At 69.1% G+C, this 26,027-nt stretch carries 23 protein-coding genes; 9 read left to right on the top strand and 14 right to left on the bottom strand.

Translation table 11 applies throughout. The features are described from left to right. Positions 1-2 precede the first annotated feature (2 nt). A complete protein-coding gene (locus tag QTI68_RS04670) occupies positions 3-1,196 on the bottom strand; it encodes a CaiB/BaiF CoA transferase family protein (protein ID WP_286519936.1) in 1,194 nt (397 codons plus the stop codon). After that, the gene (locus QTI68_RS04665) at positions 1,189-2,121 is read right to left on the bottom strand and encodes a hydroxymethylglutaryl-CoA lyase (RefSeq protein ID WP_286519935.1); all 933 of its coding nucleotides are present in this window, start codon (positions 2,119-2,121) and stop codon (positions 1,189-1,191) included. The genes QTI68_RS04670 and QTI68_RS04665 overlap by 8 nt, the downstream gene beginning before the upstream one ends. A 311-nt stretch (positions 2,122-2,432) precedes the next feature. Between QTI68_RS04665 and QTI68_RS04660 the strand changes: the two genes are divergently transcribed. Beyond that, positions 2,433-4,610, top strand: coding sequence for a malate synthase G (locus QTI68_RS04660; protein WP_286519934.1), 2,178 nt, complete (start codon positions 2,433-2,435; stop codon positions 4,608-4,610). A 2-nt stretch (positions 4,611-4,612) separates the two neighbouring features. On the opposite strand, the gene QTI68_RS04655 is transcribed toward QTI68_RS04660, so the two are convergent. The 4 genes from QTI68_RS04655 to QTI68_RS04640 form a co-directional block, all read right to left on the bottom strand. Continuing rightward, entirely contained in the window at positions 4,613-5,881 is a 1,269-nt protein-coding gene (locus QTI68_RS04655) for a DUF1501 domain-containing protein (RefSeq protein ID WP_286519933.1), read from the bottom strand. A 16-nt stretch (positions 5,882-5,897) separates the two neighbouring features. Beyond that, positions 5,898-7,370: a DUF1800 domain-containing protein gene (locus tag QTI68_RS04650; RefSeq protein WP_286519932.1), complete on the bottom strand. Its 1,473-nt coding sequence runs from the start codon at positions 7,368-7,370 to the stop codon at positions 5,898-5,900. A 107-nt stretch (positions 7,371-7,477) separates the two neighbouring features. Further along, positions 7,478-8,245 carry a ProQ/FINO family protein gene (locus tag QTI68_RS04645; protein ID WP_286519931.1) on the bottom strand — a complete coding sequence of 256 codons (768 nt, stop codon included), beginning with the start codon at positions 8,243-8,245 and terminating at the stop codon, positions 7,478-7,480. A gap of 88 nt (positions 8,246-8,333) precedes the next feature. Then, positions 8,334-9,269 (bottom strand): LysR substrate-binding domain-containing protein, encoded by a 936-nt coding sequence (locus QTI68_RS04640; protein WP_286519930.1) that lies wholly within the window; start codon positions 9,267-9,269, stop codon positions 8,334-8,336. 82 nt (positions 9,270-9,351) lie between these two features. On the opposite strand from QTI68_RS04640, the gene QTI68_RS04635 reads away from it, so the two are divergent. From QTI68_RS04635 to QTI68_RS04610, 6 genes are all read left to right on the top strand, one after another. Then, on the top strand, positions 9,352-9,663 hold the full coding sequence (locus QTI68_RS04635) for a DUF2917 domain-containing protein (protein WP_286519929.1): 312 nt from the start codon (positions 9,352-9,354) through the stop codon (positions 9,661-9,663). A 125-nt stretch (positions 9,664-9,788) separates the two neighbouring features. After that, entirely contained in the window at positions 9,789-10,967 is a 1,179-nt protein-coding gene (locus QTI68_RS04630) for an acetyl-CoA C-acetyltransferase (protein WP_286519928.1), read from the top strand. A gap of 1 nt (position 10,968) precedes the next feature. After that, entirely contained in the window at positions 10,969-11,772 is an 804-nt protein-coding gene (locus QTI68_RS04625) for an enoyl-CoA hydratase-related protein (protein WP_286519927.1), read from the top strand. After that, positions 11,769-12,932 carry an acyl-CoA dehydrogenase family protein gene (locus QTI68_RS04620; protein WP_286519926.1) on the top strand — a complete coding sequence of 388 codons (1,164 nt, stop codon included), beginning with the start codon at positions 11,769-11,771 and terminating at the stop codon, positions 12,930-12,932. Before QTI68_RS04625 ends, QTI68_RS04620 begins: the two co-directional genes overlap by 4 nt. Before the next feature lie 44 nt (positions 12,933-12,976). Next, positions 12,977-14,236 carry a 6-phosphofructokinase gene (locus QTI68_RS04615; protein ID WP_286519925.1) on the top strand — a complete coding sequence of 420 codons (1,260 nt, stop codon included), beginning with the start codon at positions 12,977-12,979 and terminating at the stop codon, positions 14,234-14,236. Continuing rightward, positions 14,233-14,454 (top strand): cysteine-rich CWC family protein, encoded by a 222-nt coding sequence (locus QTI68_RS04610; protein ID WP_286519924.1) that lies wholly within the window; start codon positions 14,233-14,235, stop codon positions 14,452-14,454. Before QTI68_RS04615 ends, QTI68_RS04610 begins: the two co-directional genes overlap by 4 nt. 44 nt (positions 14,455-14,498) lie before the next feature. On the opposite strand, the gene QTI68_RS04605 is transcribed toward QTI68_RS04610, so the two are convergent. From QTI68_RS04605 to QTI68_RS04595, 3 genes are all read right to left on the bottom strand, one after another. Further along, positions 14,499-14,864, bottom strand: coding sequence for a helix-turn-helix domain-containing protein (locus QTI68_RS04605; protein WP_286519923.1), 366 nt, complete (start codon positions 14,862-14,864; stop codon positions 14,499-14,501). Then, positions 14,861-14,980: a type II toxin-antitoxin system RelE family toxin gene (locus QTI68_RS04600; protein ID WP_286519922.1), complete on the bottom strand. Its 120-nt coding sequence runs from the start codon at positions 14,978-14,980 to the stop codon at positions 14,861-14,863. Before QTI68_RS04600 ends, QTI68_RS04605 begins: the two co-directional genes overlap by 4 nt. Positions 14,981-15,242: 262 nt before the next feature. Next, positions 15,243-16,562 (bottom strand): zinc-binding metallopeptidase family protein, encoded by a 1,320-nt coding sequence (locus QTI68_RS04595; protein WP_286519920.1) that lies wholly within the window; start codon positions 16,560-16,562, stop codon positions 15,243-15,245. A 117-nt stretch (positions 16,563-16,679) separates the two neighbouring features. On the opposite strand from QTI68_RS04595, the gene QTI68_RS04590 reads away from it, so the two are divergent. Both QTI68_RS04590 and QTI68_RS04585 read left to right on the top strand, forming a co-directional pair. Continuing rightward, a complete protein-coding gene (locus tag QTI68_RS04590; RefSeq protein WP_286519919.1) occupies positions 16,680-18,137 on the top strand; it encodes an MFS transporter in 1,458 nt (485 codons plus the stop codon). A gap of 25 nt (positions 18,138-18,162) precedes the next feature. Then, entirely contained in the window at positions 18,163-18,927 is a 765-nt protein-coding gene (locus tag QTI68_RS04585; protein ID WP_286519917.1) for a class II glutamine amidotransferase, read from the top strand. A 72-nt stretch (positions 18,928-18,999) separates the two neighbouring features. Here QTI68_RS04585 and gshB read toward each other — a convergent pair whose 3' ends face one another. The 5 genes from gshB to QTI68_RS04560 form a co-directional block, all read right to left on the bottom strand. Then, complete coding sequence (gshB, locus tag QTI68_RS04580; protein ID WP_286519915.1) at positions 19,000-19,947, bottom strand: glutathione synthase; 948 nt, start codon at positions 19,945-19,947, stop codon at positions 19,000-19,002. Next, positions 19,944-21,191 (bottom strand): benzoate/H(+) symporter BenE family transporter, encoded by a 1,248-nt coding sequence (locus QTI68_RS04575; RefSeq protein ID WP_286519914.1) that lies wholly within the window; start codon positions 21,189-21,191, stop codon positions 19,944-19,946. The genes gshB and QTI68_RS04575 overlap by 4 nt, the downstream gene beginning before the upstream one ends. Positions 21,192-21,210: 19 nt before the next feature. Next, complete coding sequence (locus QTI68_RS04570; protein WP_286519913.1) at positions 21,211-23,079, bottom strand: potassium transporter Kup; 1,869 nt, start codon at positions 23,077-23,079, stop codon at positions 21,211-21,213. A gap of 154 nt (positions 23,080-23,233) precedes the next feature. Then, complete coding sequence (gene gshA / locus QTI68_RS04565) at positions 23,234-24,532, bottom strand: glutamate--cysteine ligase (protein ID WP_286519912.1); 1,299 nt, start codon at positions 24,530-24,532, stop codon at positions 23,234-23,236. 117 nt (positions 24,533-24,649) lie between these two features. Continuing rightward, positions 24,650-25,942 (bottom strand): glutamate-5-semialdehyde dehydrogenase, encoded by a 1,293-nt coding sequence (locus tag QTI68_RS04560; RefSeq protein WP_286519911.1) that lies wholly within the window; start codon positions 25,940-25,942, stop codon positions 24,650-24,652. Between the last annotated feature and the right edge of the window lie 85 nt (positions 25,943-26,027).

Here is a 26,027-nt window from a genome sequence, read left to right as displayed (position 1 = left end):
CCTCAGCCGCCGGCGACCGCGTTGCTGGCCTTGAGCTGCGCGATCTGCGCCTCGCTGTAGCCGACTTCGCCGAGCAGCTCGTCCGTGTGCTCGCCGAGCAGCGGCGGCTGCAGCCGTACGCCCGGGCGTTCGCCGCCGAGCGTGAACGGCATCAGCGGCACCTTCGACTGGCTGCCGTCGTTCATGCGGATCGGCGCCAGTCCGCCGGTGGCATTGAGGTGCGGATCGTCGAACAGCGCCTGCGGCCGGGTGATGGGCGCGAAGGGCAGTTCGTTCTGCTCGAACACGGCGCTGAGCTCGGCCGCGCTGCGGCCGGCCAGGTGCGAACGCAGCATCGGCATCATCCAGTCGCGCGCCAGCACGCGGTCGTTGTTGGTCACCAAGCGCGGATCCGCCAGCAGCTCCTCGAGCCCGAAGGCCTTGCAGAAGATGCCCCACTGCTTGTCGCTGACCGCCGCCAGGAAGATCTGTTCGCCGTCCTTGACGGTGAAGACGTCGTACACGCCCCAGGCCGAGATGCGGCTGGGCATCGGGTCGGCGGCGCGGCCGGTGGCTGCGAACTGCATCATGTGCTGCGCGACCAGGAAGACGTTGTTCTCGAACAGCGCCGACTGCACCTCGCAGCCCTGGCCGGTCTGGTCGCGCTGGCGCAGCGCGGCCATCGCGCCGATGGCGCCGAACATGCCGCCCATGATGTCGTTGACGCTGGTGCCGGCGCGCAGCGGGTCGCCGGCGCGGCCGGTCATGTAGGCCAGGCCGCCCATCATCTGCACCACTTCGTCGAGCGCCGTGCGGTGGTCGTAGGGGCCGGGCAGGAAGCCCTTGTGGCTGACGTAGATCAGCCGCGGGTTCAGCTTCTTCAAGCTGTCGTAGTCGAGGCCGAGCTTCTTCATCGTGCCGGGCTTGAAGTTCTCGCTCACGATGTCGGCGGTGGCGATCAGGCGCAGCGCGGCCTCCACGCCCTCGGGCTTCTTGAGGTCGAGCGCGATGCTCTTCTTGTTGCGGTTGAAGGTCGGGAAGAAGCCCGCGCCCGAGCCGAGCAGGCGGCGGGTGTTGTCGCCGTCGATCGGCTCGACCTTGATGACCTCGGCCCCGAGGTCGCCCAGCAGCAGGCCGCAGGTGGGGCCCATCACCATGTGGGTGAACTCCACGACGCGGATGCCGGCGTACGGCAGAGGGGGCTTGGACTCAGACATGGGACTTTCCTTGCGTGAAGCCCTTGGGCAGACCGGCCTCGGGCGTCATGCCGTAGACCGGTTCGCCCGGCAGGCCGGCTGCGAGCGGCGCGCGGGCCGCGATGAGTTTGGCGAGATCGACGCCGGTGCGGACGCCCATGGCCTCGAACATGAAGACCAGGTCTTCGGTGACCACGTTGCCCGACGCGCCCGGCGCATAGGGACAGCCGCCCAGGCCGCCGAGCGATGCATCGAAGGTGCGCACGCCCTCTTCGTAGGCGGCCAGGCAGTTGGCCAGGCCGAGTCCGCGCGTGTTGTGCATGTGGGCCGCGCCCGCCCGGTCGCCGAGTTCCGCGCGCAAGCGCCTGAACAGGCGGCGCACCTGCGCCGGATTGGCATAGCCGACGGTGTCCGACAGGCCCGATTCGTCGGCGCCCGCGGCGACGCATTGCACCGCAAGCCGGATCACCTCATCCTCGGGCACCTCGCCCTGCAAGGTGCAGCCGAAGGCGGTCGAGATGCCGGCCTCGAGCCGGACCTGCGGCGCCATCTCGCGCCGCAGCGCCGCGATGGCCCGGACTTCCTCGACCATCTCTTCGCGCGTCTTGCGCACGTTGGCGAGCGAATGGGCGGCGCTGGCCGACACCGGCATGGTGAGCTTGTGGACGCCGGCAGCGAGCGCGGCTTCGGCGCCGCGGCGATTCGGCACCAGCGCCATCACGGTGAGGCCGGGCAAGGTGATCGCATGCCTGACCACCTCGGCGGCGTCGGCCATCTGCGGCAACAGTCGGGCCGGCACGAACGAGGCCACCTCGATCTCCCGCAGGCCGGCGGCGTGGAGGGCGTCTATCCAGCGCAGCTTGTGGGCAGTCGGCATGGTGGCCTTGACCGATTGCAGGCCGTCGCGAGGGCCGACCTCGCTGATGAGCACGTCGGGGGCGGACATCGGGGGTCGTCTCCTTCGGGGTGGTGGTTTGGTAGTTCTATCTAATAGAACTGTATTCTATACAACAGAATTAGACGGGCAATTCCGCTTCCTGTCAAGCCGCGCCCGCATGCACTGTATGCCGGCTCGGCTGTCAGGTCTGAAGCTTGCAGCGCGGATTTCCCGCGGCGGGACGCGTACGCTTGGGCTGCACGGACCCCGTCATTGATTACCTTCATTTTCGTCACGGATAAAACCCGTTTTCGGCTATTACTCGCCAGACTTGTATCGAATAAAGTGCTGGCAAGCATCTATTCAAGGAGTACAGAACCATGACCGCCCGCACCACCGTCCACGGCCTCCAGGTCGCCACCGAACTGCACCAGTTCATCGAGCAGCAGGTGCTGCCCGCGACCGGTGTCGCCAGCGAGGTCTTCTGGAAAGGCTTCGATGCCATCGTGAGCGAGTTCGCGCCCAAGAACCTGGCCCTGCTGGCCGAACGCGACCGGCTGCAGGCCGAGATGGATGCCTGGCACAAGGCGCACCCGGGCCCGATCGCGGACATGCCGGCCTACCGCGCCTTCCTCGAATCGATCGGCTACCTGCTGCCGCAGCCCAAGGACGTGCAGACCACCACCGCCAACGTCGACGCCGAACTGGCCCTCCAGGCCGGCCCGCAGCTGGTGGTGCCGATCCTCAATGCGCGCTATGCGCTGAACGCGGCCAACGCGCGCTGGGGCTCGCTGTACGACGCGCTCTACGGCACCGACGCGATCCCCGAGACCGGCGGCGCCGAGAAGGGCAAGGGCTACAACCCGGCGCGCGGCGCCAAGGTGATCGAGTTCGCGCGCCACGTGCTCGACCAGGCCGCGCCACTGGACAACGGCTCGCACAAGATGGCGACCGGCTACAAGGTCGAGCACGGCAAGCTGGTGATCGCGCTGCAGAGCAGCAGCACCGGCCTCAAGGACCCGTCGCAGTTCATCGGCTACACCGGCGAGGCGGCGGCGCCGAAGTCGGTGCTGCTCAAGCACAACGGCATCCACCTCGACATCCAGATCGACCGCTCGACCGCGATCGGCAAGAGCGACGCGGCCGGCGTCAGCGACGTGGTGCTCGAAGCGGCGCTGTCGACCATCCTCGACCTCGAGGACTCGGTGGCGGTGGTCGATGCGGCCGACAAGGTGCTGGCCTACTCGAACTGGCTCGGCATCCTCAAGGGCGACCTGACCGAGGAAGTCGCCAAGGGCGGCAAGACCTTCACCCGCGGCCTGAACCCGGACCGCGAATACACCGGCGCCGACGGCCAGCCGGTGAAGCTGCACGGCCGCTCGCTGATGTTCGTGCGCAACGTCGGCCACCTGATGACCAACCCGGCGATCCTGTACGCCGGCGGCAAGGAGATCCCCGAAGGCATCATGGACGCGGTCATCACCACGACCATCGCCACCATTGACCTGAAGCGCAAGGGCAACTCGCGCACCGGCAGCGTCTACATCGTGAAGCCGAAGATGCACGGCCCGGCCGAAGTGGCCTTCGCGAGCGCGCTGTTCGGCGCGGTCGAGCAGCTGCTCGGCCTGCCGGCCAACACGGTCAAGCTCGGCATCATGGACGAGGAACGCCGCACCAGCATCAACCTCAAGGCCTGCATCGCCGAAGCGGCCGCGCGCGTGGCCTTCATCAACACCGGCTTCCTCGACCGCACCGGCGACGAGATGCACACCGGGATGCAGGCCGGCCCGATGCTGCGCAAGGGCGACATGAAGTCCACGCCCTGGATCCAGGCCTACGAGAAGAACAACGTGCTGGTGGGCCTCTCGTGCGGCTTGCGCGGCAAGGCCCAGATCGGCAAGGGCATGTGGGCCATGCCCGACCTGATGCACGCGATGCTCGAGCAGAAGATCGCCCACCCGAAGGCCGGCGCCAACACCGCCTGGGTGCCCTCGCCGACGGCCGCCACGCTGCATGCGCTGCACTACCACCAGGTCAGCGTGGCCGAGGTGCAGAAGGAACTCGAGAAGATCGACGCCAATGCCGAGCGCGACAACATCCTGAACAACCTGCTGCAGGTGCCGGTGGCGCCGTCGGTGAACTGGACCGCCGCCGAGCGCCAGCAGGAGCTCGACAACAACGTGCAGGGCATCCTGGGCTACGTGGTGCGCTGGATCGACCAGGGCGTGGGCTGCTCGAAGGTGCCCGACATCCACGACATCGGCCTGATGGAAGACCGCGCCACCTTGCGCATCTCCAGCCAGCACATCGCCAACTGGCTGCTGCACGGCGTGGTCACTTCGGCCCAAGTCAACGCCACCTTCGAGCGCATGGCCGCGGTGGTCGACCAGCAGAACGCCGGCGACCCGCTCTACAAGAACATGGCCGGCCACTTCTCGACCTCGGCCGCGTACAAGGCGGCGCAGGACCTGGTGTTCAAGGGCATCGAGCAGCCGAGCGGCTACACCGAGCCGCTGCTGCACGCCTGGCGCCTCAAGGTGAAGGCCGGCACGGCCTGAGCTCAGGCGCGCATCAGGCCCCGGGCCGCACCCGGCGCCCTGAAGGCGAAGCCGGGAAACAGCTCGGCCATCCGCGCGGCCTGCAGGAGCAGGTGCCGCTCGCCGATTTCCGCCAGCACCTGGCGGAAATCGGTGGTCACCGCCAGGTCGCGGCCCTCGTGCAGCGCACCATCGTCCAGGCCCGGCCAGCGTCCGTGCACGCGGCCGCCGGCCACCCGCCCGCCGAGCAGCCACATCACGTTGCCATGGCCGTGGTCGGTGCCGCCGTTGCCGTTCTGGCGCACCGTCCGGCCGAACTCGGACATCACCACCACCACCGTGTCGTCCCACACCGGCCCCAGCCGCGTCGCGAAGGCCGACAGGCCCTGCCCCAGCGGCCCGAGCCGGTTGGCCAGCTGGCCGCTGGCGGCGCCCTGGTTGGCGTGGGTGTCCCAGCCGCCCAGGTCCATGAAGGCCAGCTGCACGCGCGGGTCGTTGCGCATCAGGGTCGCCAGCCGGGCCGCGTTGTCGGGGAAGCCGTTGGGCAACGGGGCGCCGTTGCTGGCGGCCTGCATCTCGCGCTCGAGGCTGTCGGCATTCATCGAGCGCATCACCTCCTGGTGCGATTGGCGCGACGCCTGGAAGGCGCGCGACAAGGCGTCGTCGCCGCCATAGAGCCGGCCGAAGGCTTCGGCGACCTGCGGCCGGTCGAGCAGCGTCGGCTTGCCGGCGGCGGCCCCCAGCGGGACATTGGCGACGCTGTTGCGGCCCGCGTAGATGCGTGGCAGCACCGGGCCCATGCTGACGGCCCGGGTGGCAGGCGCGGCGCCCGACGGGTCGGGCGGCAGCACGCCGAGCAGCCGGTTGAGCCAGCCGTCGGCGGTCGACTTGCGTCCCGGCGTGCCGGACTCCATGTAGTCCTGGGCATCGAAATGCGAGCGCGTCGCATCGGGTGAGCCGCAGGCCTGCACGAAGCCGAGCTGGCCGGCCCGCCACAGCGGCATCAGCGGCGCCAGCGCGGGATGCAGGCCGAAATGGCCATCGAGGTCGAGGACCCCGCCATCGTCGCCCGGACGCGCCAGGGCGATCGACGGGCGGGCGGCGTGATAGGCGTCATCGGCATGGGGCACGACGACGCTCAGGCCATCGACGGCGCCGCGCAGGAAGATCACCACCAGCCGCGGCGGCGCGGCGGCAAGGCTCTCGCCCACCGCGGCCCACGCCGAGGGGCCGATCGGGAGCAGGACGGCGCCGCGCTGGACGGCGAGTTTCAGCAGATCGCGGCGCAGCATGGCGGCTCCCGGCAAGTCAGCGGTGCATGAAATCCGGGCTGCCGAGCGCCATCGGCGCCTGCAGCTCGGGCGTGGCCTCGGCCAGGGCGGCACGGGTCTTGGGCGAGATGCCGCCGCCCAGCGTCGCCAGCAGCGCCTGCGCATCGACGGGCGGCGTGGGCGCGGCCGGCAGCCGGCCCGAGGCCAGGGCGGTCGCAAAGGTGATGCGGCGCGTGATCGCGTCCGGGTTGAGCCAGGCGTCCTGGGTGTTCTTGTAGCCGTCCGGCGTCTGGCAGCCGTAGAGCGGCATGCCGAGCTGGCGCAGCGTGCCGAGCAGGGGCCGGACGTCGGTCGACGGCCAGTCGGTGGCGCGGACGGTCGAGACCACGTAGTCGTAGGGCGTCTTGAACTTCTGTCCGTGCACCCTGGGACTGCGGAACTCGGGGCTGGCGAACAGGGTCTCGAGCAGCGCGCGGATGTCGCCGCCGCTCGCCAGGTAGCGCTGGGCGAGGCGGTCGACCAGCGCCGCGGGCGGCTGGTCGGCGACGAAGTACTGCGCCAGCTGGTAACTGACGTGGCGCGCGGTGGCCGGATGCATGGCCAGCAGGTCCAGCGCCCGCTCGCCCTCGGCCTGGCCCTGGTCGCCGATCCGCTGTCCGAGCCAGAGCTTGTCGCCGCGGTCGTGCCGCCGCGCATCGAACACGAAGACCGAGGCGCCGGTGGTCAGGCGCGGCGCGAAGGTCCATCCGGTCAGCACGCGGGCCAGCTCGGTCACGTCCTGCTGGGTGTAGCCGCCATCGACACCCAGCGTGTGCAGCTCCATCAGCTCGCGGGCGTAGTTCTCGTTCAGGCCGCTGGCCCTGGCGGCCGGGCCGGCGCCGCCTGGCGGCTGCGAGCCCGCGGCCACGGACTGCCAGTTGTCCAGGTAGAACAGCATCGCCGGGTGATGGGCCGTGGCTCCCAGCAGGTCGCGGAAGCGGCCCATCGCGTAGGGCCGGATCGCCTCGCGCTCGTAGTTGCCGACCAGCACCCGGTCCAGTCCCTTGCCGACGAAGACATTGAAGTGGTTGAACCAGAAGTCCACCATCCGCTCCTCGAGCTGGCGCGGACTGCGCGCGGCCCGCCAGAGACGCGCCTGGCCCGATTCGATGTCGAGCTGACGGAGGGCCTCGCGGCGTGCCGCCCTGGCCTCGTCGCCGCCGTCCTTGACCGCCTGCGCCGCCTCGCGGTACTGCGTGATCAGCTCCCGCTGCGACGCCGCGGCCGTCGGCAGGGCGGCGAGCTGCTGCGCGAGATCGGCCGGCAACGGCAGGCGCTCGGGGTGCAGCTGCTCGTCGATGTAGCGATCGATTCCGACCTGCCGCACATGCGCCAGGTCGCCGGGCGCGGGGCCGTAGCCGAGGCGATTCAGCACATGGAGCGCGTCGGCCTCCGAGGCGCGCTGCGCTTGCGCGGGCAAGGCGGCGAAGGCCGCGCAAGCCAGGGCCCAGGCGAGGACGCGAGCTTTCATGGACAACTCCTGCAACGGTGGTGGCTGACGGGCGACACCTCCACAACGCCGCGCCGGCGCACTCGGCCGACCCTGCCCGGTAAAACTCGACCGACTGACCGGCGTCGTCAGCCGCCAGGCGCCGGCCGGGCGCGCGCCAGGGTCCGCCCGACCTCGGCCGGGTCCATGCCGTACATCTCGGCGAACTCCGCCACCGTGCGGCCGCTGGCCTCGAAGGCACGCAGCAAGGCCTCGCGCTTGGCGGTGCGGGCACCGACCTCTACGAAGGCCTCGTCGAGCACGGCGTTGGTGACTTCGTCCTGCGTGCGCACGGCCAGCACGTAGTCCTCGCGCGACAGGCCCGAGGCCTCGATGGCCTCGACCAGACGGACGCGCAGCTTCGGCCGCAGGTCTTCCGCGGTGCGCGCCTGGCGGCGCTTGAAGACTTCGAGGATGGCGTGGTGCACGTGCTCGGGGGCCACGGGCTCGACCGGCACGCCGTTCAGGTCATGGCGCTGCTCGCCGGCGGCCACCGCATCGAGGTAGCGGGTCGAGCGCGCATGCAGGCCGAGCGCGATCTTGAGGTCTTCCTTCTTGAAGTCGTCGGGGTGCAGGGCCAGCAGCTCCTGGTAGACGCCGAGCTTGAGCGGTCGGAAGCGGGCCCCGAACATCTTCGGATAGAGCTCGAACAAGCGCTCCAGCACCGCGTTGGCCTTGCGCGGCGCACGCTGGCCGCCCTTGGCCTCGGGGCCGGCCTTCGGCGTGGCGTCGGACCTGGCCTCGGGCCGGGGCTTGCGCCGTCCGCGGCGGCCTTCCCTGGGGGCGGCGGGCGCGGCGGATGCGGCGGGGGCCTCGGCGGCCTCGGGTGCGGAAACGGTCTCTGTCGTCGGGGTCATCGGAATCTTGGTCAGCGAAGCGAGGGGGCTCGGAAGCCCCGGAATGGCACCTACTGTAATCGTGTCGCGACCCGAGGTCCCACGGCCCTCAGGGCGGCCCCTGGGCGGCCTCGGCCTCGGCCCGCAGCCAGCGCACGAAATCCTGGGCGTCCGGGTTGGCCGACGCACGGCGCGCGCTGTCGACGAAATAGCCGCGGCGCGAGGCCGCACCTTCGCCGAAGGGAGACACCAGCTGGCCGCTGCGCACCAGCGCGCCCACCAGCGGCAGCCGGCCGATCACCACGCCCTGGCCCGCCACCGCCGCGGCGACCGCGTCGGTGTAGAGCGTGAAGCGCAGCGTGTTCTTCATGCGCAGGTCGTTCAGGCCCATGACCTGCAGCCAGGGCTCCCAGTCGACGGTGGGCGTGCTGGCGTGGCCGGGCTCGTCGATCGTGAGCAGGGTCTGGCCCAGCAGGTCGGCCGGTTCGTGCAGCCGCGCCGCGATCTCCGGCGCGCACAGCGGCAGGACGGTTTCCTCGAACAGCGCCAGCCCGGTGCCGCGCGCGATGGGAACGAAGCGCACCGCGACGTCGACCCGGCTGCGCTCGAGGTCGAGCACGTCGAGGGTGGCCGACACCCGCACGTCGACCTCGGGATGATCGGCCGTGAAGCGCGCCAGCCGCGGGATCAGCCAGAAAGAGGCGAATCCCGGCGTGGTCGTGACCGCCACATGCCGTGGCAGCGGCACGCTGCGAACGCGGGCGGTGGCATCGCGCAGCCGCTCCAGGCTCTCGACCACCGCGCGCTGCAGCACGCCCCCGGCGTCGGTCAGCGCCAGCGCCCGATGGCGGCGCTCGAACAGCAGCACGCCGAGCGCGGCCTCGAGTTGCTGGATCTGCCGACTGACCGCCGACTGGGTCAGGAACAGCTCGGCCGCGGCCTGCGTGAAGCTCAGGCAGCGGGCCGCGGCCTCGAAGCTGCGCAGCAGTTCGAGCGGCGGCAGGTCGGCCGTCGATGCGGCGCTTTTCGCATTCTCAGGAAGCATGCAGCGAGTTCCGAATGACCGTATGACACAGTGGGCCCTGCTCACTATATTCATTCCCACCGCGAATGCAAAGGAGCTCTTCATGGACCCCCGCACCCAACGCCTGAGCCTCAGCCTGCCGAAGATGGCCGTCTTCACGCTGCCCGACGCCCACGAAGTCGACATCGAATGCACCCGCGGCGCGGTCTGGATCACGCTCGACCACGACCGGCGCGACATCGTGCTGGAGCCCGGCGAGCGCTTCCGCAGCGACTCGCACCGCCGCGCACTGGTGGCGGCGCTCGAACCGTCCTGCGTGCGCTTCAGCGCCGCCGCGTTGTCGGTGGCCGCCCGGCCGGCGCCGGCCGAGCGGTCGCCTTGGCGACTGTGGGCCCACGGGATGACCCCGGCTTGACCCGACGCCCCGGGCGTTGAACCATCGACGCTCCGGGCCAGGAAAGGCGCATTCCGTCGCCGTCGTGAACCGACGGCCCGACGCCGTCCGCTCCGGGCCCCCATTTCTCGGAGGAAGGACACACCATGGCAGAGGCATACATCGTGGCCACCGCGCGCACCGCGGGCGGCCGTCGCGGCGGCAGGTTGTCGGGCTGGCACCCGGTCGACCTGGCGGCCCAGGTCATCGACGCGCTGGTGGCGCGCAGCGGCATCGACCCGGCCGCCGTGGAGGACGTCATCCTCGGCTGCGTGAGCCAGGTCGGCGAGCAGGCCACCAACGTCGCGCGCAACGCGGTGCTGGCCTCGAAGCTGCCCGAATCGGTGCCCGGCACCTCGGTCGACCGCCAGTGCGGCTCGTCGCAGCAGGCGCTGCACTTCGCGGCCCAGGCCGTGATGTCGGGCAGCATGGACGCGGTGATCGCGGCCGGCGTCGAGAGCATGACGCGGGCGCCGATGTTCACGCCCAATGCGCTGCCGGCCAAGGCCGGCCTCGGCACCTACATGAGCCCGGCGATGCAGCGGCGCTACCCCGGCGTCGAGTTCAGCCAGTTCACCGGCGCCGAGATGATCGCGAAGAACTACGGCCTGACCAAGGACATGCTCGACCGCTATGCCTTCGAGAGCCACCAGCGCGCGATCGCGGCCACGCGCGAGCAGTTGTTCGCCGACGAGATCGTTCCGCTCGAGGTGCGGCTGGCCGATGGTTCCGCCAGCGGCGAGATGCACACGGTCGACGAGGGGATTCGCTTCGAAGCCACGCTGGAAGGCATCGCCGGCGTCAAGCTGATTGCCGAGGGCGGGCGCTGCACGGCGGCGACCGCGAGCCAGATCTGCGACGGCGCCAGCGGCGTGCTGGTGGTCAACGAGCGCGGCCTGAAGGCACTGGGTGTGAAACCGCTGGCGCGCATCCACCACATGAGCGTGATGGGCCACGACCCGGTGATCATGCTCGAGGCCCCGATCCCCGCCACCGCGCGGGCGCTCGCCAAGGCCGGCATGAAGATCGACGACATCGACCTCTACGAAGTCAACGAGGCCTTCGCGCCGGTGCCGCTGGCCTGGCTCCAGAAGCTGGGCGCCGACCCGGCCCGGCTCAACGTCAACGGCGGCGCGATCGCGCTCGGTCATCCGCTCGGCGCCTCGGGCACCAAGCTGATGACCACGCTGGTGAACGCGCTCGGCCAGCGCGGCAAGCGCTACGGGCTGCAGACCATGTGCGAGGGCGGCGGCATGGCCAACGTCACGATCGTGGAGCGGCTCTGACATGGGCCCGGTTCTCTACGAGCTCAACGAAGGCATCGCGACGATCACGCTCAACCTGCCCTCCAAGCTCAATCCGATCGCGCTCGACCTGCAGCAGGCACTGCGCGAATGCTTCGCGCGGGTGCGCAGCGACAGCCAGGTGCGCGCCGTGCTGCTGACCGGTGCCGGCAAGGCCTTCTGCGTCGGCGCCGACCTGAGCGCGATGCGCCCGCCCGAAGACGGCCAGACCCTGGGCGACCAGACCGCCGACTGGATGCAGACCATGAGCAACCCCTTGATCCAGGAGCTGCGCGAGCTCCCGGTGCCGGTGGTCTGCGCGGTCAACGGCCCGGCCGCCGGCGCCGGCGTCGGCCTGGCGCTGGCCTGCGACATCGTGGTGGCGGCGCGCAGCGCCTACTTCTACCTGCCCTTCCTGCCCAAGCTCGGCATCGTTCCCGACCTCGGCTGCACCTGGTTCATTCCGCGCCGGGTCGGCCCGGCGCGGGCAATGGGCATGGCGCTGCTCGACGAGAAGCTCAATGCCGAAACGGCGGCGCAGTGGGGCCTGATCTGGGCCGCGATCGACGATGGCCCGCTGCTGCTCGAGGCGCTGAAGATCGCCCAGCGCCTGGCGCAACTGCCGGCCCATGCGGTGCACGAGGCGCGCCGCGCGATCGAGCGCTCCGAGCGCCACACGCTTGCCGAGCAGCTGCACTACGAGAGCGAGCGCCAGCGCGAACTTCTCGAGCGGCCGAGCTTCGCCGAAGGCGTGATGGCCTTCCTGCAGAAGCGCGCACCGGTCTTTCCCCCGCGCGCGACGCCATGATCGAACGCACGCTTTTCGGGCCCGATCACGAGGCCTTCCGCGACGCCTTCCGCCGCTTCATGGACAAGGAGATCGCGCCCTTCCACGAGGCCTGGGAAGAGCAGGGGTACGTGGCCCGCGAAGTCTGGACCAAGGCCGGCCAGAACGGCTTCCTGTGCATGTCGCTGCCCGAGGAATACGGCGGCTCGGGCGCCGACCTGCTCTATTCGGTGATCCAGTTCGAGGAGCTCTGGGCCCGCGGCTTCACCGGCATCGGCTGGGGCCTGCACAGCGAGATCGTGGCGCCCTACATCCTGCGCTACGGCACCGAGGCGCAGAAGGCGCACTACCTGCCCCGGCTCGCCAGCGGCGAGATGATCGGCGCCATCGCGATGAGCGAGCCGGCCGCCGGCAGCGACCTGCAGGCGGTGCGCAGCACCGCGCTCAAGCAGCCCGACGGCAGCTACCTGCTCAACGGCAGCAAGACCTTCATCACCAACGGCTGGCATGCCGACCTGGTGATCGTGGTCGCCAAGACCGACCCGGCCGGCGGCGCCAAGGGCACCAGCCTGTTCCTGGTCGAGCGCGGCATGCCGGGCTTCGAGAAGGGCAAGCGGCTCAAGAAGCTGGGCCTGAAGGCGCAGGACACCTCCGAGCTGTTCTTCGACGGCGTGCGGCTGCCGGCCGAGGCGCTGCTGGGCGGCGCGGCGCAGGAGAACCGCGGCTTCGTCTGTCTCATGGAGCAGCTGCCCTGGGAACGGCTGCAGATCGCGATCAGCGCGGTGGCGGCGTCGCAGGCGGCGATCGACCAGACCGTGGCCTACGTGAAGGAGCGCAAGGTGTTCGGCCAGCCGGTGGGCGCCTACCAGAACACCCGCTACACGCTGGCCGAACTGCAGACCGAGGTGCAGGTGGCGCAGGTCTTCGTCGACAAGTGCATCGAGCTGCTCATGGCGGAGAAGCTCGACACCGCGACCGCCAGCATGGCCAAGTACTGGACCAGCGACCTGCAGTGCAAGGTGATGGACGAATGCGTGCAGCTGCACGGCGGCTACGGCTTCATGTGGGAGTACCCGGTGACGCGCGCCTACGCCGATGCCCGGGTGCAGCGCATCTACGGCGGCACCAACGAGATCATGAAGGAAGTGATCACGCGCGCGATGGGCCTGCCGGGCCGCTGAGCCGGCCACTGGCGCCCGGCGGGGGGCTGCGGGACAATGCCGCCATGCCCCTCCTCAACGCCTTCTACGCCCAGTCCGGCGGCGTCACCTCCGTGATCAACGCCTCGGCCTGCGGCGTGATCGAGACGGCGCGCCGGCATCCCGATCGCATCGGCCATGTCTACGCCGGCCGCAACGGCATCCTCGGTGCGCTCACCGAGGACCTTATCGACACCGGCCGCGAGTCGGCCGAGGCGATTTCGGCGCTGCGCAGCACACCCAGCGGCGCCTTCGGATCCTGCCGCTACAAGCTCAAGTCGCTCGACAAGAACCGGCGCGAGTACGAGCGCCTGGTCGAGGTCTTCAAGGCCCACGGCATCGGCTATTTCTTCTACAACGGCGGCGGCGATTCGGCCGACACCTGCTTCAAGCTGAGCCAGCTGTCGCAGTCGCTGGGCTATCCGCTGCAGGCGATCCATGTGCCCAAGACCATCGACAACGACCTGCCCCTGACGGATTGCTGCCCGGGCTTCGGCTCGGTCGCCAAGTACGTGGCGGTGTCGACACTCGAAGCCTCGATGGACGTGCGTTCGATGGCCGCGACTTCCACCAAGGTCTTCGTGATCGAGGTGATGGGCCGCCACGCGGGCTGGATCGCCGCGGCCGGCGGGCTGGTGGCCGACCAGGGCATCCCGGTCGTGATCCTGTTCCCGGAGATTCCGTTCGACCAGCCGGCCTTCCTGGCCCGGGTCGACGCGCTGGTCAAGTACCACGGCTACTGCACGGTGGTGGTGTCCGAAGGCTGCCACCATCCCGACGGCAGCTTCCTCGCCGAGCAGGGCACCAAGGATGCCTTCGGCCATGCGCAGCTCGGCGGTGCCGCCCCGGTGGTGGCGCAGATGGTCAAGGAGGCGCTGGGCCACAAGTTCCACTGGGCGGTCGCCGACTACCTGCAGCGCGCGGCGCGGCACATCGCCTCGGCCACCGACGTCAAGCAGGCCTACGAACTGGGCCAGCGCGCGGTCGAGCTGGCGCTGGAGGGACGCAACGCGGTGATGCCGACCATCGAGCGCATTTCCGACGTCCCCTACGACTACTGGCTCGGCACGGCATCGCTCGATGCGGTGGCCAATGCCGAGAAGTTCATGCCGCGCGATTTCATCTCGGACGACGGCTGGGGCATCACCGAGAAATGCCGGCGCTACCTGCTGCCGCTGATCCAGGGCGAGGACTACCCGGCCTACCGCGACGGGCTGCCGGTCTACGTGACGCTCGAGAACATCGCGGTGCCGAAGAAGCTGCCGCGGTTCGAGGTCGCTGGATGAACGCGGGCCAGCGCCCCGATCCGTCGCGCTGTCCGTTGTGCGGCGAGTCCAATCGATGCGCACTGGAGATCGAGCGCGAGACCGGCCAAGCGCAGCCGGCCTGCTGGTGCATGGGGGCCGATTTCAGTGCGGAACTGCTGGCGCGGGTGCCGGAGGGGCAGCGGCGCATGGCCTGCATCTGCGCGCGCTGCGCGGCGCGAGACGCGCTTCAGGACTGAGCCTTGGACCGGCACGCCGACGCGCGCGTGCCGGCACCCATCCATCAGCCAAGCGCATCCAGCGAAACCCCCAGGGCCGCCGCCAGCTTTTTCAGCGTCGCCGTGGAGCCCTCGCGCTTGCCGCCCTCGATCTGGCTGATGAAAGGCTTGCTGACGCCAGCGGCGGTGGCCAAGGCATCCTGCGTCATTGCGCGGTGTTCACGCCAGGCCCGCACAGGATGAACACCGTCGGCCATCGCGTGCGCAACCGCTGCTGGAAAGCGCACCCCGTCATCGTTTGCAACGGCCCGGTCGTAGGCGGCCACGTCTTCCGCATCTTCGACTTCTCCGCGCACCTTCTTCCACAGAGCAGCAGGAACAACGTAGAAGGCCGGCTTTCCGTCTTGCTCGATCACCTGTACTTCGTTCATTTGTAGATCCCACCCCTCGTGCCGATCTCCAGCACAAGAATCACCAACCGCCCGGATTCCAGCGTGTAGATGACTCGCCAGTCCCCTGCACGAAGCCGATAGCCCGGGCGGCCCACCAGCTTCTTGACATTGGTCGCCCGTGGGGTTCGCAGCCATTGCCTGAATCTTCGTCTTCACCAATTCGCGCGTCGTGCTTGGCATGGCAGCCAAGGCCTTCACCGCCTGCTTGGTGTATTCGATCGAATGCATGTGCGATGTTAGCATTTTGCTAACAAAGTGCGGATGCACTCTCCGCCTCAACGACGGCTGCGAAAAACACAACTGTCCTGTGGGGCGATGAGCCCGCTGCAGCCACCGGGGCGGATGGCCTCGACCCGCCTAGCCTGGTGCCTGAGATTGATCGACCGCCTCAGGCGCGGGCGCAGCCGGCGCCTCCTCCTTCACCGCCATCGCCGGCAGCCCGCCGCGCTCGCGCTGCTCGGTGATCACCTGGTGGATGAACTGCAACTTGCCGACCGCCGCCCGCGGCAGCACGAACGGGTAGTAGTCGGGCTGGCCCATGCTGCGCGACAGCTCGTTGAGCACATTGGTGAGCCGCACCCAGCCGTTCAGGAAATCGAGGAACTGGCCGGCGCCCGGATGATCGGGCTGCCAGAGGTCCGCGAGTTCGAAGAGGTCGCTCGCGAGTTCGACGTTCTGCGCGTCGACGCCGAAGCTCAACGCGGTGTCGGCGGTGTCCGCCATGTGCAGGTAGTGGGCCCAGGTCTCCGCCCAGTCCTCCCAGGGATGCGCGCTCGCGTAGCTGGTCACGAAGCGATCGGCCCAATCGAGCGGCGGGCCGTTGTCATAGTGGTTGCGCAAGGCCGCGGCGTAGTCGTCGCGTTCGTCCCCGAAAAGCTGGCGGAAGCCGTCGACCCAGGGCGTAGGGCCCACCAGGAGATCCCAGTAGTAGTGGCCGATCTCATGCCGGAAGTGGCCCAGCAGGGTCCGGTAGGGCTCGCGCATCTCGGCCCGGATGCGCTCGCGCACGGCGTCCTCGGCCTCTTCGGCATTCAGCGTGATGACGCCCATCTCGTGGCCGGTCATGACGTGCGGTCCGCCCGGCACATGGCTCAGGAAGTCGAAGGCCAGGCCGTGCCCCGGGTCGCTCAGGCGCGTGACCACCGGCAGGCCGAGCGCGAGCAGCTGCGAGATCAGCCGGCGCTTGGCCAGTTCGAGGCTCAGCCAGAGCGCGCCGTTGCTCTCCACCGACAGGTCGGGAATGGTGCGGGTCACGCTGCATGCCAGGCACAAGCCAGGCACCAGGCCCTCGGTGTTGAAGGCCGGGTCGTCACCCTCGCGCGGCGCCGGCACCATCCAGTTGCAGGCAGCCGGCGTCATGAGGTTGGCGCAACGCCGGTAGGCCTTGCCGTGGAGGTCGCCGAAGACCGTGAAGGTGTCGGCCTCGGCGCCCTCGAAGCCGGCCGGTGCGAGCGGCACCACGCCGAGCCGCTCGACCACGTAGCCGAGCGGCGTCAGGCAGGCCAGGCACTGGCTGTTGCGCAGGAACACCGGGCGGCCGCACTGGCACTGGTAGGCCCGGCTCAGGGTCGGCGCCTGCAGTTCGGCCGCCAGCGAACCGCCGCTGTCGGCCCCGCTGTCGGCTTCGAGCGGATCGGCGACGGCGTCGGGGCTGTTGTTCTGGTTCTGGGCTTGCATGGCGGTCTGGATCGCGAGCGGGACGGCCAATGATTGTGGCCGCGCGCATCGGGGCGCGGAGCGGTGCAAACGCCGATATCCTTGTAGGACGGCCGAGCGCGGCAATTTCCCTCCTTGATGAACAATCCTCCCCCGCAGTCCCTGAGCAGCCGCTACGGCGAGCGCTACCGCTGGCTCCTGCTCGTCTCGGTCATGGTCGGCGTGATGGCCTCGATCATGTCGTCGACGATCGTCAACGTCGCCATCCCCGGCATGAGCCACCATTTCTCGCTCGGCCAGGAACGGGCCCAGTGGGTCAGTTCGGGCTTCATGGTGGCGATGACGGTGTCGATGCTGACCACGCCCTGGCTGCTCTCGCGCTACGGCTACCGGCGCACCTACGTCGGCACCATGGTGCTGCTGCTCGCTGGCGGGATGGCGGGCGGACTGGCGACCGATTTCACGCTGGTGCTGGTCGCACGCGTGGCCGAGGGGCTGGCGGCGGGGGTTGTGCAGCCGATCCCGGCGATCATCATCCTGCGCGCCTTCCAGCCCCACGAGCAGGGCCGCGCCAGCGGCATCTTCGGCATGGGCGTGGTGCTGGCGCCGGCCATCGGACCGAGCATCGGCGGGGTGCTGGTCGACCTGTTCGGCTGGCGTTCGATCTTCTTCATGGTGGTGCCCTTCTGCCTGGCGTCGATCTGGCTGGCCTACAAGTTCGTGCCGACCACCGCGCCCGGCGGCGTGGTCGCGGCACGCAGCGAAGGCCTCGACTGGCGCGGTCTGGCGCTCGGCACGGTCGGCACCCTCTGCCTGCTGAACGGCCTGGTCGCGCTGCGCGGCGAGTCGGCCCTGCACGCGACGCTGCTGCTGGCCGGCGCCGGCGTCGCCTTCGGCGCTTTCGTTGCCTGGCAGAAGCGCCTGGCCGCGAGCGGCGGCGCGCCCTTGATGAACCTGGCCCTGTTCCAGTACCGCCAGTTCGCGATGGGCAGCGTGGTCGCCTTCATCTATGGCACGGCGCTGTTCGGCTCGACCTACCTGCTGCCGGTCTACATGCAGGTCGGGCTGCAGCTGTCGGCATCGCACGTCGGCACCATCCTGCTGCCGGCCGGCATCGTGCTGGCGATCACCATCGCCGGCGTCGGCCGGCTGGCCGACCGGCATCCGACCTGGCTGCTGGTGTGCACCGGGCTGCTGCTGCTGGCCGTCTCCTTCGCGCTGATGGTGGTGCTGAAGCTCGACAGTGCGCTGTGGCTGCTGGTGGCCTTCGCGGTCATCGGGCGCATCGGACTCGGCTTCATCCTGCCCTCGCTCAACCTGGGCTCGATGCGGCCGCTGGCCAAGCCGCTGATTCCGCAGGGCGCCAGCGCGATCAATTTCCTGCGCATGCTGGGCGGCGCCGCCGGTGTCAGCCTGTGCGCGATCGTGCTCGAGTGGCGGCTGGCGGCCCATGGCGATTCGCTCGCCAACGTGGCGACCAGCCCAGCGCGGCTGGCGGCCTTCGACGAGGTGTTCCTGATGCTGGCGGGCCTGTGTGCGCTAGCGATCGTCGCGGCCTGGCAGCTGCGGGTGAAGCCGCCCGCCGCGCAGCCATGAGCCCGCTTCAGTTCTAATAGCCGCCATGTGCCAGCTGCTCGGAATGAACTGCAACACGCCGACCGACGTGACCTTCAGCTTCACGGGCTTCGCCCAGCGCGGCGGCCGCACGGATCACCACGCCGACGGCTGGGGCATCGCCTTCTTCGAGGACCGCGGGCTGCGGCATTTCGTCGACCATCAGCCGGCCTGCGAGTCGCCGGTGGCCGAGCTGATCCGGCGCTACCCGATCCAGAGCCGCAACGTCATCGCCCATATCCGCAAGGCGACGCAGGGCGCGGTCAACCTGCAGAACTGCCACCCGTTCGTGCGCGAGCTGTGGGGCCGCTACTGGGTGTTCGCGCACAACGGCGACCTGAAGGATTTCCGGCCCCGGCTGCACGGCAACTTCCATCCCGTCGGCAGCACCGACAGCGAACACGCGTTCTGCTGGATCATGCAGGAGCTGGCCAAGTCGCATGCCGGCGTGCCGAGCGTCGACGAGCTGACCTTGACCTTGCGCGAACTCGCGCCGCGGCTGGCCGCCCACGGCACCTTCAACTTCATGCTGTCGAACGGCCAGGCGCTGTGGGCGCACGCCTCGACCAACCTCTGGTACGTCGAGCGCCGGCACCCGTTCCTGACGGCCGAGCTGTCCGACGAAGACCTGAGCATCGACTTCGCCCAGCACACCACGCCGAACGACCGCGTCGCCGTGGTGGTGACCGCGCCGCTCACGACCAACGAGCAATGGACGGCGTTCGCGCCGCAGGAGCTGGCGGTGTTCGTCGACGGACGACGCTGCAGCTGAGGCCTCAAAAAAGCGTTGCCGCGGATCTTGGAGACCCTGGGGCCAGCGTGGACTTCCAGGCGCCGGCGACCTTCATCGCCGGACCTCGGCCTCCAGCGCATCGATGAACATCGCCGGCACGTCGAAGCCGGTCTGTTCGGTGATCTCCTGGAAGCAGGTCGGGCTGGTGACGTTGATCTCGGTCACGGAGTCGCCGATCACGTCGAGGCCGATCAGCAACAGCCCGCGCGGCGCCAGCGCGCGGCCCACGGCCTCGGCGATCTCGCGGTTCTTCGGCGTCAGCGGCTGCGCCACGCCCTTGCCGCCGGCCGCCAGGTTGCCGCGCACCTCGGTGCCCTGCGGGATGCGGGCCAGCACGAAGGGCACCGGCTCGCCGCCGATGATCAGGATGCGCTTGTCGCCGGCCGCGATCTCGGGCACGAAGCGCTGCACCATGAGGGTCTCGGCGCCGTTCTTGTTGAGGGTCTCGGTGATCGAGCCCAGGTTGAGCCCGTCTTCGCGGACGCGGAAGATGCCCATGCCGCCCATGCCGTCGAGCGGCTTCAGGATGATGTCCTTGTGCTCGGCATGGAAGGCCCGCACGGCCGCCGGGTCGCGCGTGACCAGGGTCGGGCTGGTGAATTGCTGGAACTCCATCACCGCGAGTTTCTCGGGGTGCTCGCGCAGCGCGGCCGGCCTGTTGACGACCTTCGCGCCTTCGCGCTCGGCCTGGCCCAGCAGGTGCGTGGCGTAGATGTACTCGGCGTCGAAGGGCGGGTCCTTGCGCATCAGGACCGCATCGAAGCCGTGCAGCGCCGCCTGGCGGCGCGGGGTTTCGGTGAACCAGTCGTCGCCGTTGCCGGTAAGCGTGATGTCGCGCACGCCGGCCGTCACCGGCTGCCCGGTCTGCCAGCCCAGGTCGCGCGGCTCGCAGGCCGAGATGCCATGGCCGCGGCGCTGGGCCTCTCGCATCATCGAGAAGGTGGTGTCCTTGTAGATCTTGAATTGCTCGAGCGGGTCGGCGACGAAGAGGATGTTCACGGGCTGTTCTTTCCAATAGCGGCTTTGGCTTCCTGCTTGATCTTGCACGCAGGCGCGATGTCCTTGCCCGGCGCGGCCTTCTTGCGGCCGAGCTGCTGGATGCCGAGCGCCAGCGCACCGGCCACCACGCCCCAGAAGGCCGAGCCGATGCCCGCCAGCGTGACGCCCGAGAGCGTGACCAGGAAGGTGATCAGCGCCGCCTCGCGGTGCGTCTCGTCGCGTACGGCCGCGGCCAGGCCGCCGCCGATGGTGCCGAGCAGCGCCAGGCCGGCGATGGTGGCGACGAGTTCTTTCGGGAAGGCGGTCAGAAGCCCCGTGACGGCAGCCCCGAACACGCCGATCACGATGTAGATCGCGCCGCAGCTGACCGCCGCCGTGTAGCGCCGTGCCGGGTCTTCGTGCGCTTCGCGACCCATGCAGATCGCGGCGGTGATGGCGCTCAGGTTCAGCGCGAAGGCGCCGAAAGGCGCCAGCACCAGCGTGAACAGGCCGCTGATCGTGATCAGCTTCGACACCGGCATGTCGTAGCCCGCGGCCCGGATCGCAGCCACGCCGGGCAGGTTCTGCGAAGCCATCGTGACGACGAACAGCGGCAGCGCCAGGCTGACCACCGCCTGCCAGCTGAAGGCCGGCATCGTGAACACCGGCAGCGCCAGGCTGAAATGAACGGCGCTCCAGGCCAGTTCGCCGCGCGCGGCGGCGAAGGCGATGCCCACGCCCAGGGTCAGCGGCACCGCATAGCGCGGCAGCACCCGCTTGGCCACCAGGTAGGCGCCCAGCATCAGCAGCACCAGCGGCAGCGCGGTCTGGGCGGCGATGAAGGCCTGCAGGCCGAATCGCGCCAGCACGCCGGCCAGCAGCGCCGAAGCCAGTGCCATCGGGATCTTGTTCATGACGCGCTCGAACCAGCCGGTGGCGCCGGCCAGCGCCATCAGCAGCGCGCAGACGATGAAGGCGCCGACCGCCTGGTCCATGCCGTAGCCGGCGCCGGCGACCGCCAGCACGGCGGCACCGGGCGTGCTCCAGGCGATCATCACCGGCTGGCGCCACCACAGCGAGGGCAGCACCGACGCCAGGCCCATGCCGATGCCCAGCGCCCACATCCAGGAGGACACCATCTCGGGCGTGGCGCCGAAGGCCTGGGCGGCCTGGAACACGATCGCCACCGAACTCGTGAAGCCCACCAGCACGGCGACGAAGCCGGCGGTGAAGGCCGAGAGGCTCAAATCCTTGAAAAACCGCATCCCTGGATTGTGCCGGGGCCTAGATTTCTATCTTGGAGCCGAGCTCCACCACCGCGTTGTTCGGCAGCCCGAGGAAATCCGCCGCACCGCTGGCGTTGTGGTGCATTTGCGCAAACAGCTTTTCACGCCAGGGCGCCATGCCGCTGCCGAGGGTCGGGATCACGACGTCGCGCGACAAGAAGTAGCTGGTGGCCATCGGCTCGATCTGGCAGCCGCGCAGCCGCGCGTTCTCCAGCGCCCGCGGCAGGTCGATTTCGTTCTTGAAGCCGTAGTGCACCACCACCTGCCAGCAGTGGTGGCCCAGCGCTTCCATCTCGATGCGCTTGTCCATCGGGATCCAGGGCACCTCGTGGTTGCGCACCGTGACGAACAGGTTCTGGTCGTGCAGCACCTTGTTGTGCTTCAAGTTGTGCAGCAGCGCATTGGGCACGACGCCCGGCTCGGCCGTCATGAAGACCGCGGTGCCATCGACCCGCGCCGGCGGGCTCACGAAGACCGAATCGAGGAAGCCGCGCAGGTCGATGGCCTCGGCCAGCTGGGTCTCGCCCATCAGCCGGCGTCCTTCCTTCCAGGTCAGCATCAGCATGAAGATCGAGCCGCCGATCAGCAGCGGGAACCAGCCGCCGTCGAACAGCTTGAGCAGGTTCGAGGCGAAGAACAGGAAGTCGACCACGAAGAAAGCGCCGGTGGCCGCGATGCACAGGATGAGCGGGTACTTCCAGGCATAGCGGATCACGAAGAAGGTCAGCACCGTGGTGATCAGCATGTCGGTGGTCACCGCGATGCCGTAGGCGGCCGCCAGGTTGCTCGACGAGCGGAACATCACGACTGCCAGCACGATCGCCACGAACAGGCCCCAGTTGACGAACGGGATGTAGATCTGGCCCGCGGTGCGCACGCTGGTGTGCTCGATGTTCATGCGCGGCAGGAAGCCGAGCTGGATCACCTGGCGCGTGACGCTGAAGGCGCCGGTGATCAGCGCCTGCGAGGCGATCACGGTGGCGGCCGTGGCCAGCAGTACCAGCGGCAGCAGAGCCCACTCGGGCGCCATCATGAAGAACGGGTTCTTCACGGCCAGCGGGTTCTCGAGCAGCAGCGCGCCCTGGCCGAAGTAGTTGAGCGTCAGGGCCGGCATGACGACCGAGAACCAGGCGATGCGGATCGGCGCCTTGCCGAAGTGGCCGAGGTCGGCATAGAGCGCCTCGGCACCGGTCACGCACAGCACGGTGGCGCCCAGGATGATGAAGCTGGTGCCCGGGTTCTCCCACATGAAGCGCAGCGCGTAGAACGGGCTCAGCGCCTTGAGGATCTCCGGATGGGTCAGGATCTGCATCACGCCGAGCACCGCGATGGCGAAGAACCAGGCCAGCGTGATCGGACCGAAGAAGCGGCCGATGCCCGCCGTGCCGTGCTTCTGCAGCGCGAACAGGCAGAACAGCACGACCAGGGTGATCGGGATCACGTAGTGCCTGAACTGCGGCGACACCACCTCCAGGCCCTCGACCGCCGACAGCACCGAGATCGCCGGCGTGATCACGCCGTCGCCGTAGAACAGCGAGGTGCCGAAGATGCCGACCACCAGCAGCACCCGGCGCAGCCGCGGCTTGTCGACCACCGCCTGGGAGGCCAGCGCCAGCATCGCGACCAGGCCGCCCTCGCCTTCGTTGTCGGCCCGCAGCACCAGCACGACGTACTTCAGCGAGACGATCACCGTCAGCGTCCAGAAGAACATCGACAGGATGCCGTAGACGTTGTCGATCGTGAAAGGCACGTGGCCATGGCCGAACACCTCCTTGACCGCATACAGGACGCTCGTGCCGATGTCGCCGTAGACGACACCGATGGCCGCGAGGATCAGCGCAGCGGAGGAGGATTTAGGGGCGGACACGGGGAAGGGCTGCAAAGGGTCGGCGGCGCGCAGCACGCCACGAGGCGCTGTTGCGGCCCGTTGCGGCCGCTGCATCGGCTCCCACCCTCGTCGACGTTGTTATGGGGTGGCTATTTTGCCGCCGCGGCGACGGTCTGCAAGTTGCATCGCCAAATCATTCATAGACTTCGGCGTCCGGATCGGTCGCCTCCAGCTCGTAGCTCGCGGCCACCATCGCCAGCCGGCCGATCACGCCGTACATGTAGAAGCGGTTGGGCGCGCTGGCGCCCGGCTTGGCGCCTGGCTGCGGTAAGTGCGCACTTTCCGAGAACGCCAGCGGCACGAAGCTGGCGCCCGGCAGGTTCAGGTTCTCGTCCGGCGCGCGCTCGGCGTGCACCCGGTAGAAACCGCCGACCACGTAGCGGTCCATCATGTAGACCACCGGCTCGGCGACGCCGTTGTGGACCCGCTCGTTGGTCAGCACGCCCTCCTGGACGATCAGGTCGCAGGGCTCCTGCTCTTCCTTGGCGGCGCCGGCCTTGCTGGCCCGCGGCCGGCGGACCAGGGCCTCGATCTCCTTGGCGTCGCGCACCGTCATGACGCCCAGCCCGGGGCTGCCGTTGTCGGTCTTGACCACCACGAAAGGCTTCTCGTTGATGCCGTATTCCTTGTACTTGCGGCGCACCTTGGTGAGCAGGGCGTCGACATGGCTGGTCAGGACGTCGATGCCCTGGCCGGTCGCAAAGCTGACCTCGGCCGCCTTGGCGTACATCGGGTTGATCAGCCACGGGTCGATGCCCAGCAGCTTGCCGAAGCGCTTGGACACCTCTTCGTAGCTGTGGAAGTGGTTGCTCTTGCGGCGCACCGACCAGCCGGCGTGCAGCGGCGGCAGCAGGTACTGCTCGTGCAGGTCCTCGAGGATGCCCGGCGTGCCGGCCGACAGGTCGGTGTTGAGCAGGATGGTGCAGGGGTCGAAGTGCTTGAGCCCCAGGCGCCGCTTGCTGCGCGCCACCGGCTCCAGGCAGACCGTGTCGCCGTTGGGCAGCTCGATCTTCTTCGGCGACTTGATCGCCGGGTCGATCGAGCCGACCCGCACGTTCAGGCCGGCCATGTGGAAGATCCGCACCAGCTGGGCCACGTTGGCCAGGTAGAAGGTGTTGCGCGAATGGTTCTCGGGGATCACCAGCAGGTTGCGCGCCTCGGGGCAGATCTTCTCGATCGCCGCCTGCGCCGCCTGCACCGCCAGCGGCAGCATCTCGGGCGTGAGGTTGTTCCAGCCGCCCGGATAGAGGTTGGTGTCGACCGGCGCCAGCTTGAAGCCGGCGTTGCGGATGTCGACCGAGCTGTAGAACGGCGGCGTGTGCTCCATCCATTCGAGCCGGAACCAGCGCTCGATGGCGGGCGTCGAGTCGAGCACGCGCTGCTCGAGTTCGTTGATGGGGCCGGTCAGGGCGGTGACGAGATGGGGGACCATGCGGCGGCCTTGTTGGATTTATGCCTGGGCTAAGCCAAGGATTGTAGATTTGGGGACGGATGCCCCGATGACAAGCTCGCCCCTGGTTGCCCGGCGCTTCGTGTCCGGGCACCCGGGTCAGGTCCGTACTTCGCCCTGGCCCAGAACCACGTACTTCAGCGAGGTCAGGCCCTCGATCCCGACCGGCCCGCGGGCGTGGAACTTGTCGGTGCTGATGCCGATCTCGGCGCCCAGGCCGAACTCGAAACCGTCGGCGAAACGGGTGCTCGCATTCACCATCACGCTGGCCGAATCGACCTCGCGCAGGAAGCGCTGGGCGTTAATGTGGTCGCGGGTGACGATCGCGTCCGTGTGGTGGCTCGAGTAGCGGTTGATGTGCGCGATGGCCTCGTCCACGCCCTCGACCACCTTGATGCTGATGACCGCGGCCAGGTATTCCTCGGACCAGTCCGATTCGACCGCGTCGACCACCTTGTCCGCCGGCAGGTGCGCGCCCTCGGCGCGCAGGATCTGCGCCGCCACCGGGTCGCAGCGCATCTCGACGCCCTTGGCGGCGAAGATGGCGGCGATCTCGGGCAGGAAGGTCTCGGCGATCGAGGAGGCCACCAGCAGGCCTTCGGCCGCGTTGCAGGGGCTGTACTTCTGGGTCTTCGCGTTGTCGACGATCTTCAGGGCCATGTCGAGCTCGGCCGTGTGGTCGACATAGACATGGCAGTTGCCGTCGAGGTGCTTGATCACCGGCACCCGGGCGTCGCGGCTGATGCGCTCGATCAGGCCCTTGCCGCCGCGCGGGATGATGACGTCGACGAATTGCGGCATCGCGATCAGCTGCCCCACGGCCTCGCGGTCGGTGGTGCCCACCAGCTGCACGGCGTCGACCGGCAGGCCGGCCTCTTCGAGCGACTCGGCCACCAGCAGCGCCAGCGCCTTGTTCGATTCGATCGCCTCCGAGCCGCCGCGCAGGATCGCCGCGTTGCCGCTCTTGATCGCCAGGCTGGCCGCCTCGATGGTCACGTTGGGCCGGCTCTCGTAGATCATGCCGAAGACCCCGATCGGCACCCGCATCTGGCCGACCCGGATGCCGCTGGGCTGCTGCCGCATGCCGATGACCTCGCCGATCACGTCGGACATCGCGGCCAGCTGCTCGCAGCCCTGGGCGACGGTCTCGATGGCCTTGGGTGTCAGCTTGAGGCGATCGACCATCGGCGCCGACAGGCCGGCGCCTTCGGCCCGCGCCAGGTCCTTGGCATTGGCTTCGGCCAAGGGGGCGGCCGCGGCGCGCAGGCGGCGCGCCAGCGCCTTCAGGGCCTTGTTCTTGGTGGCGGCGTCCGCCCGTGCCATCAGGGCCGAAGCGATCTTGGCCTGCAAACCGAGCGTCTGGACGTACTCGGAGACATTCAACGTATTCATCCCCGGATTGTGCCGCGAGGGCCAAAGGCGGCGTGCGCCAGGGGACAGTCATGCACCATTCTTGTGCGTCGCCGGCCCGTCGCCC

It is taken from the genome of Variovorax sp. J31P207 (genome assembly GCF_030316965.1).
Taxonomy (GTDB): Bacteria; Pseudomonadota; Gammaproteobacteria; order Burkholderiales; family Burkholderiaceae_C; genus Variovorax; species Variovorax ginsengisoli_B.
Note: the sequence above shows the minus strand (reverse complement) of the source record. Positions and strands in the feature narration are given on the sequence as shown.

What these genes read in the sequence shown, in the direction of transcription:
- QTI68_RS04670 (WP_286519936.1), bottom strand. Translation starts at nt 1,196, where the DNA reads ATGTCTGAGTCCAAGCCCCCTCTGCCGTACGCCGGCATCCGCGTCGTG.
- QTI68_RS04665 (WP_286519935.1), bottom strand. Translation starts at nt 2,121, where the DNA reads ATGTCCGCCCCCGACGTGCTCATCAGCGAGGTCGGCCCTCGCGACGGC.
- QTI68_RS04660 (WP_286519934.1), top strand. Translation starts at nt 2,433, where the DNA reads ATGACCGCCCGCACCACCGTCCACGGCCTCCAGGTCGCCACCGAACTG.
- QTI68_RS04655 (WP_286519933.1), bottom strand. Translation starts at nt 5,881, where the DNA reads ATGCTGCGCCGCGATCTGCTGAAACTCGCCGTCCAGCGCGGCGCCGTC.
- QTI68_RS04650 (WP_286519932.1), bottom strand. Translation starts at nt 7,370, where the DNA reads ATGAAAGCTCGCGTCCTCGCCTGGGCCCTGGCTTGCGCGGCCTTCGCC.
- QTI68_RS04645 (WP_286519931.1), bottom strand. Translation starts at nt 8,245, where the DNA reads ATGACCCCGACGACAGAGACCGTTTCCGCACCCGAGGCCGCCGAGGCC.
- QTI68_RS04640 (WP_286519930.1), bottom strand. Translation starts at nt 9,269, where the DNA reads ATGCTTCCTGAGAATGCGAAAAGCGCCGCATCGACGGCCGACCTGCCG.
- QTI68_RS04635 (WP_286519929.1), top strand. Translation starts at nt 9,352, where the DNA reads ATGGACCCCCGCACCCAACGCCTGAGCCTCAGCCTGCCGAAGATGGCC.
- QTI68_RS04630 (WP_286519928.1), top strand. Translation starts at nt 9,789, where the DNA reads ATGGCAGAGGCATACATCGTGGCCACCGCGCGCACCGCGGGCGGCCGT.
- QTI68_RS04625 (WP_286519927.1), top strand. Translation starts at nt 10,969, where the DNA reads ATGGGCCCGGTTCTCTACGAGCTCAACGAAGGCATCGCGACGATCACG.
- QTI68_RS04620 (WP_286519926.1), top strand. Translation starts at nt 11,769, where the DNA reads ATGATCGAACGCACGCTTTTCGGGCCCGATCACGAGGCCTTCCGCGAC.
- QTI68_RS04615 (WP_286519925.1), top strand. Translation starts at nt 12,977, where the DNA reads ATGCCCCTCCTCAACGCCTTCTACGCCCAGTCCGGCGGCGTCACCTCC.
- QTI68_RS04610 (WP_286519924.1), top strand. Translation starts at nt 14,233, where the DNA reads ATGAACGCGGGCCAGCGCCCCGATCCGTCGCGCTGTCCGTTGTGCGGC.
- QTI68_RS04605 (WP_286519923.1), bottom strand. Translation starts at nt 14,864, where the DNA reads ATGAACGAAGTACAGGTGATCGAGCAAGACGGAAAGCCGGCCTTCTAC.
- QTI68_RS04595 (WP_286519920.1), bottom strand. Translation starts at nt 16,562, where the DNA reads ATGCAAGCCCAGAACCAGAACAACAGCCCCGACGCCGTCGCCGATCCG.
- QTI68_RS04590 (WP_286519919.1), top strand. Translation starts at nt 16,680, where the DNA reads ATGAACAATCCTCCCCCGCAGTCCCTGAGCAGCCGCTACGGCGAGCGC.
- QTI68_RS04585 (WP_286519917.1), top strand. Translation starts at nt 18,163, where the DNA reads ATGTGCCAGCTGCTCGGAATGAACTGCAACACGCCGACCGACGTGACC.
- QTI68_RS04575 (WP_286519914.1), bottom strand. Translation starts at nt 21,191, where the DNA reads ATGCGGTTTTTCAAGGATTTGAGCCTCTCGGCCTTCACCGCCGGCTTC.
- gshA (WP_286519912.1), bottom strand. Translation starts at nt 24,532, where the DNA reads ATGGTCCCCCATCTCGTCACCGCCCTGACCGGCCCCATCAACGAACTC.
- QTI68_RS04560 (WP_286519911.1), bottom strand. Translation starts at nt 25,942, where the DNA reads ATGAATACGTTGAATGTCTCCGAGTACGTCCAGACGCTCGGTTTGCAG.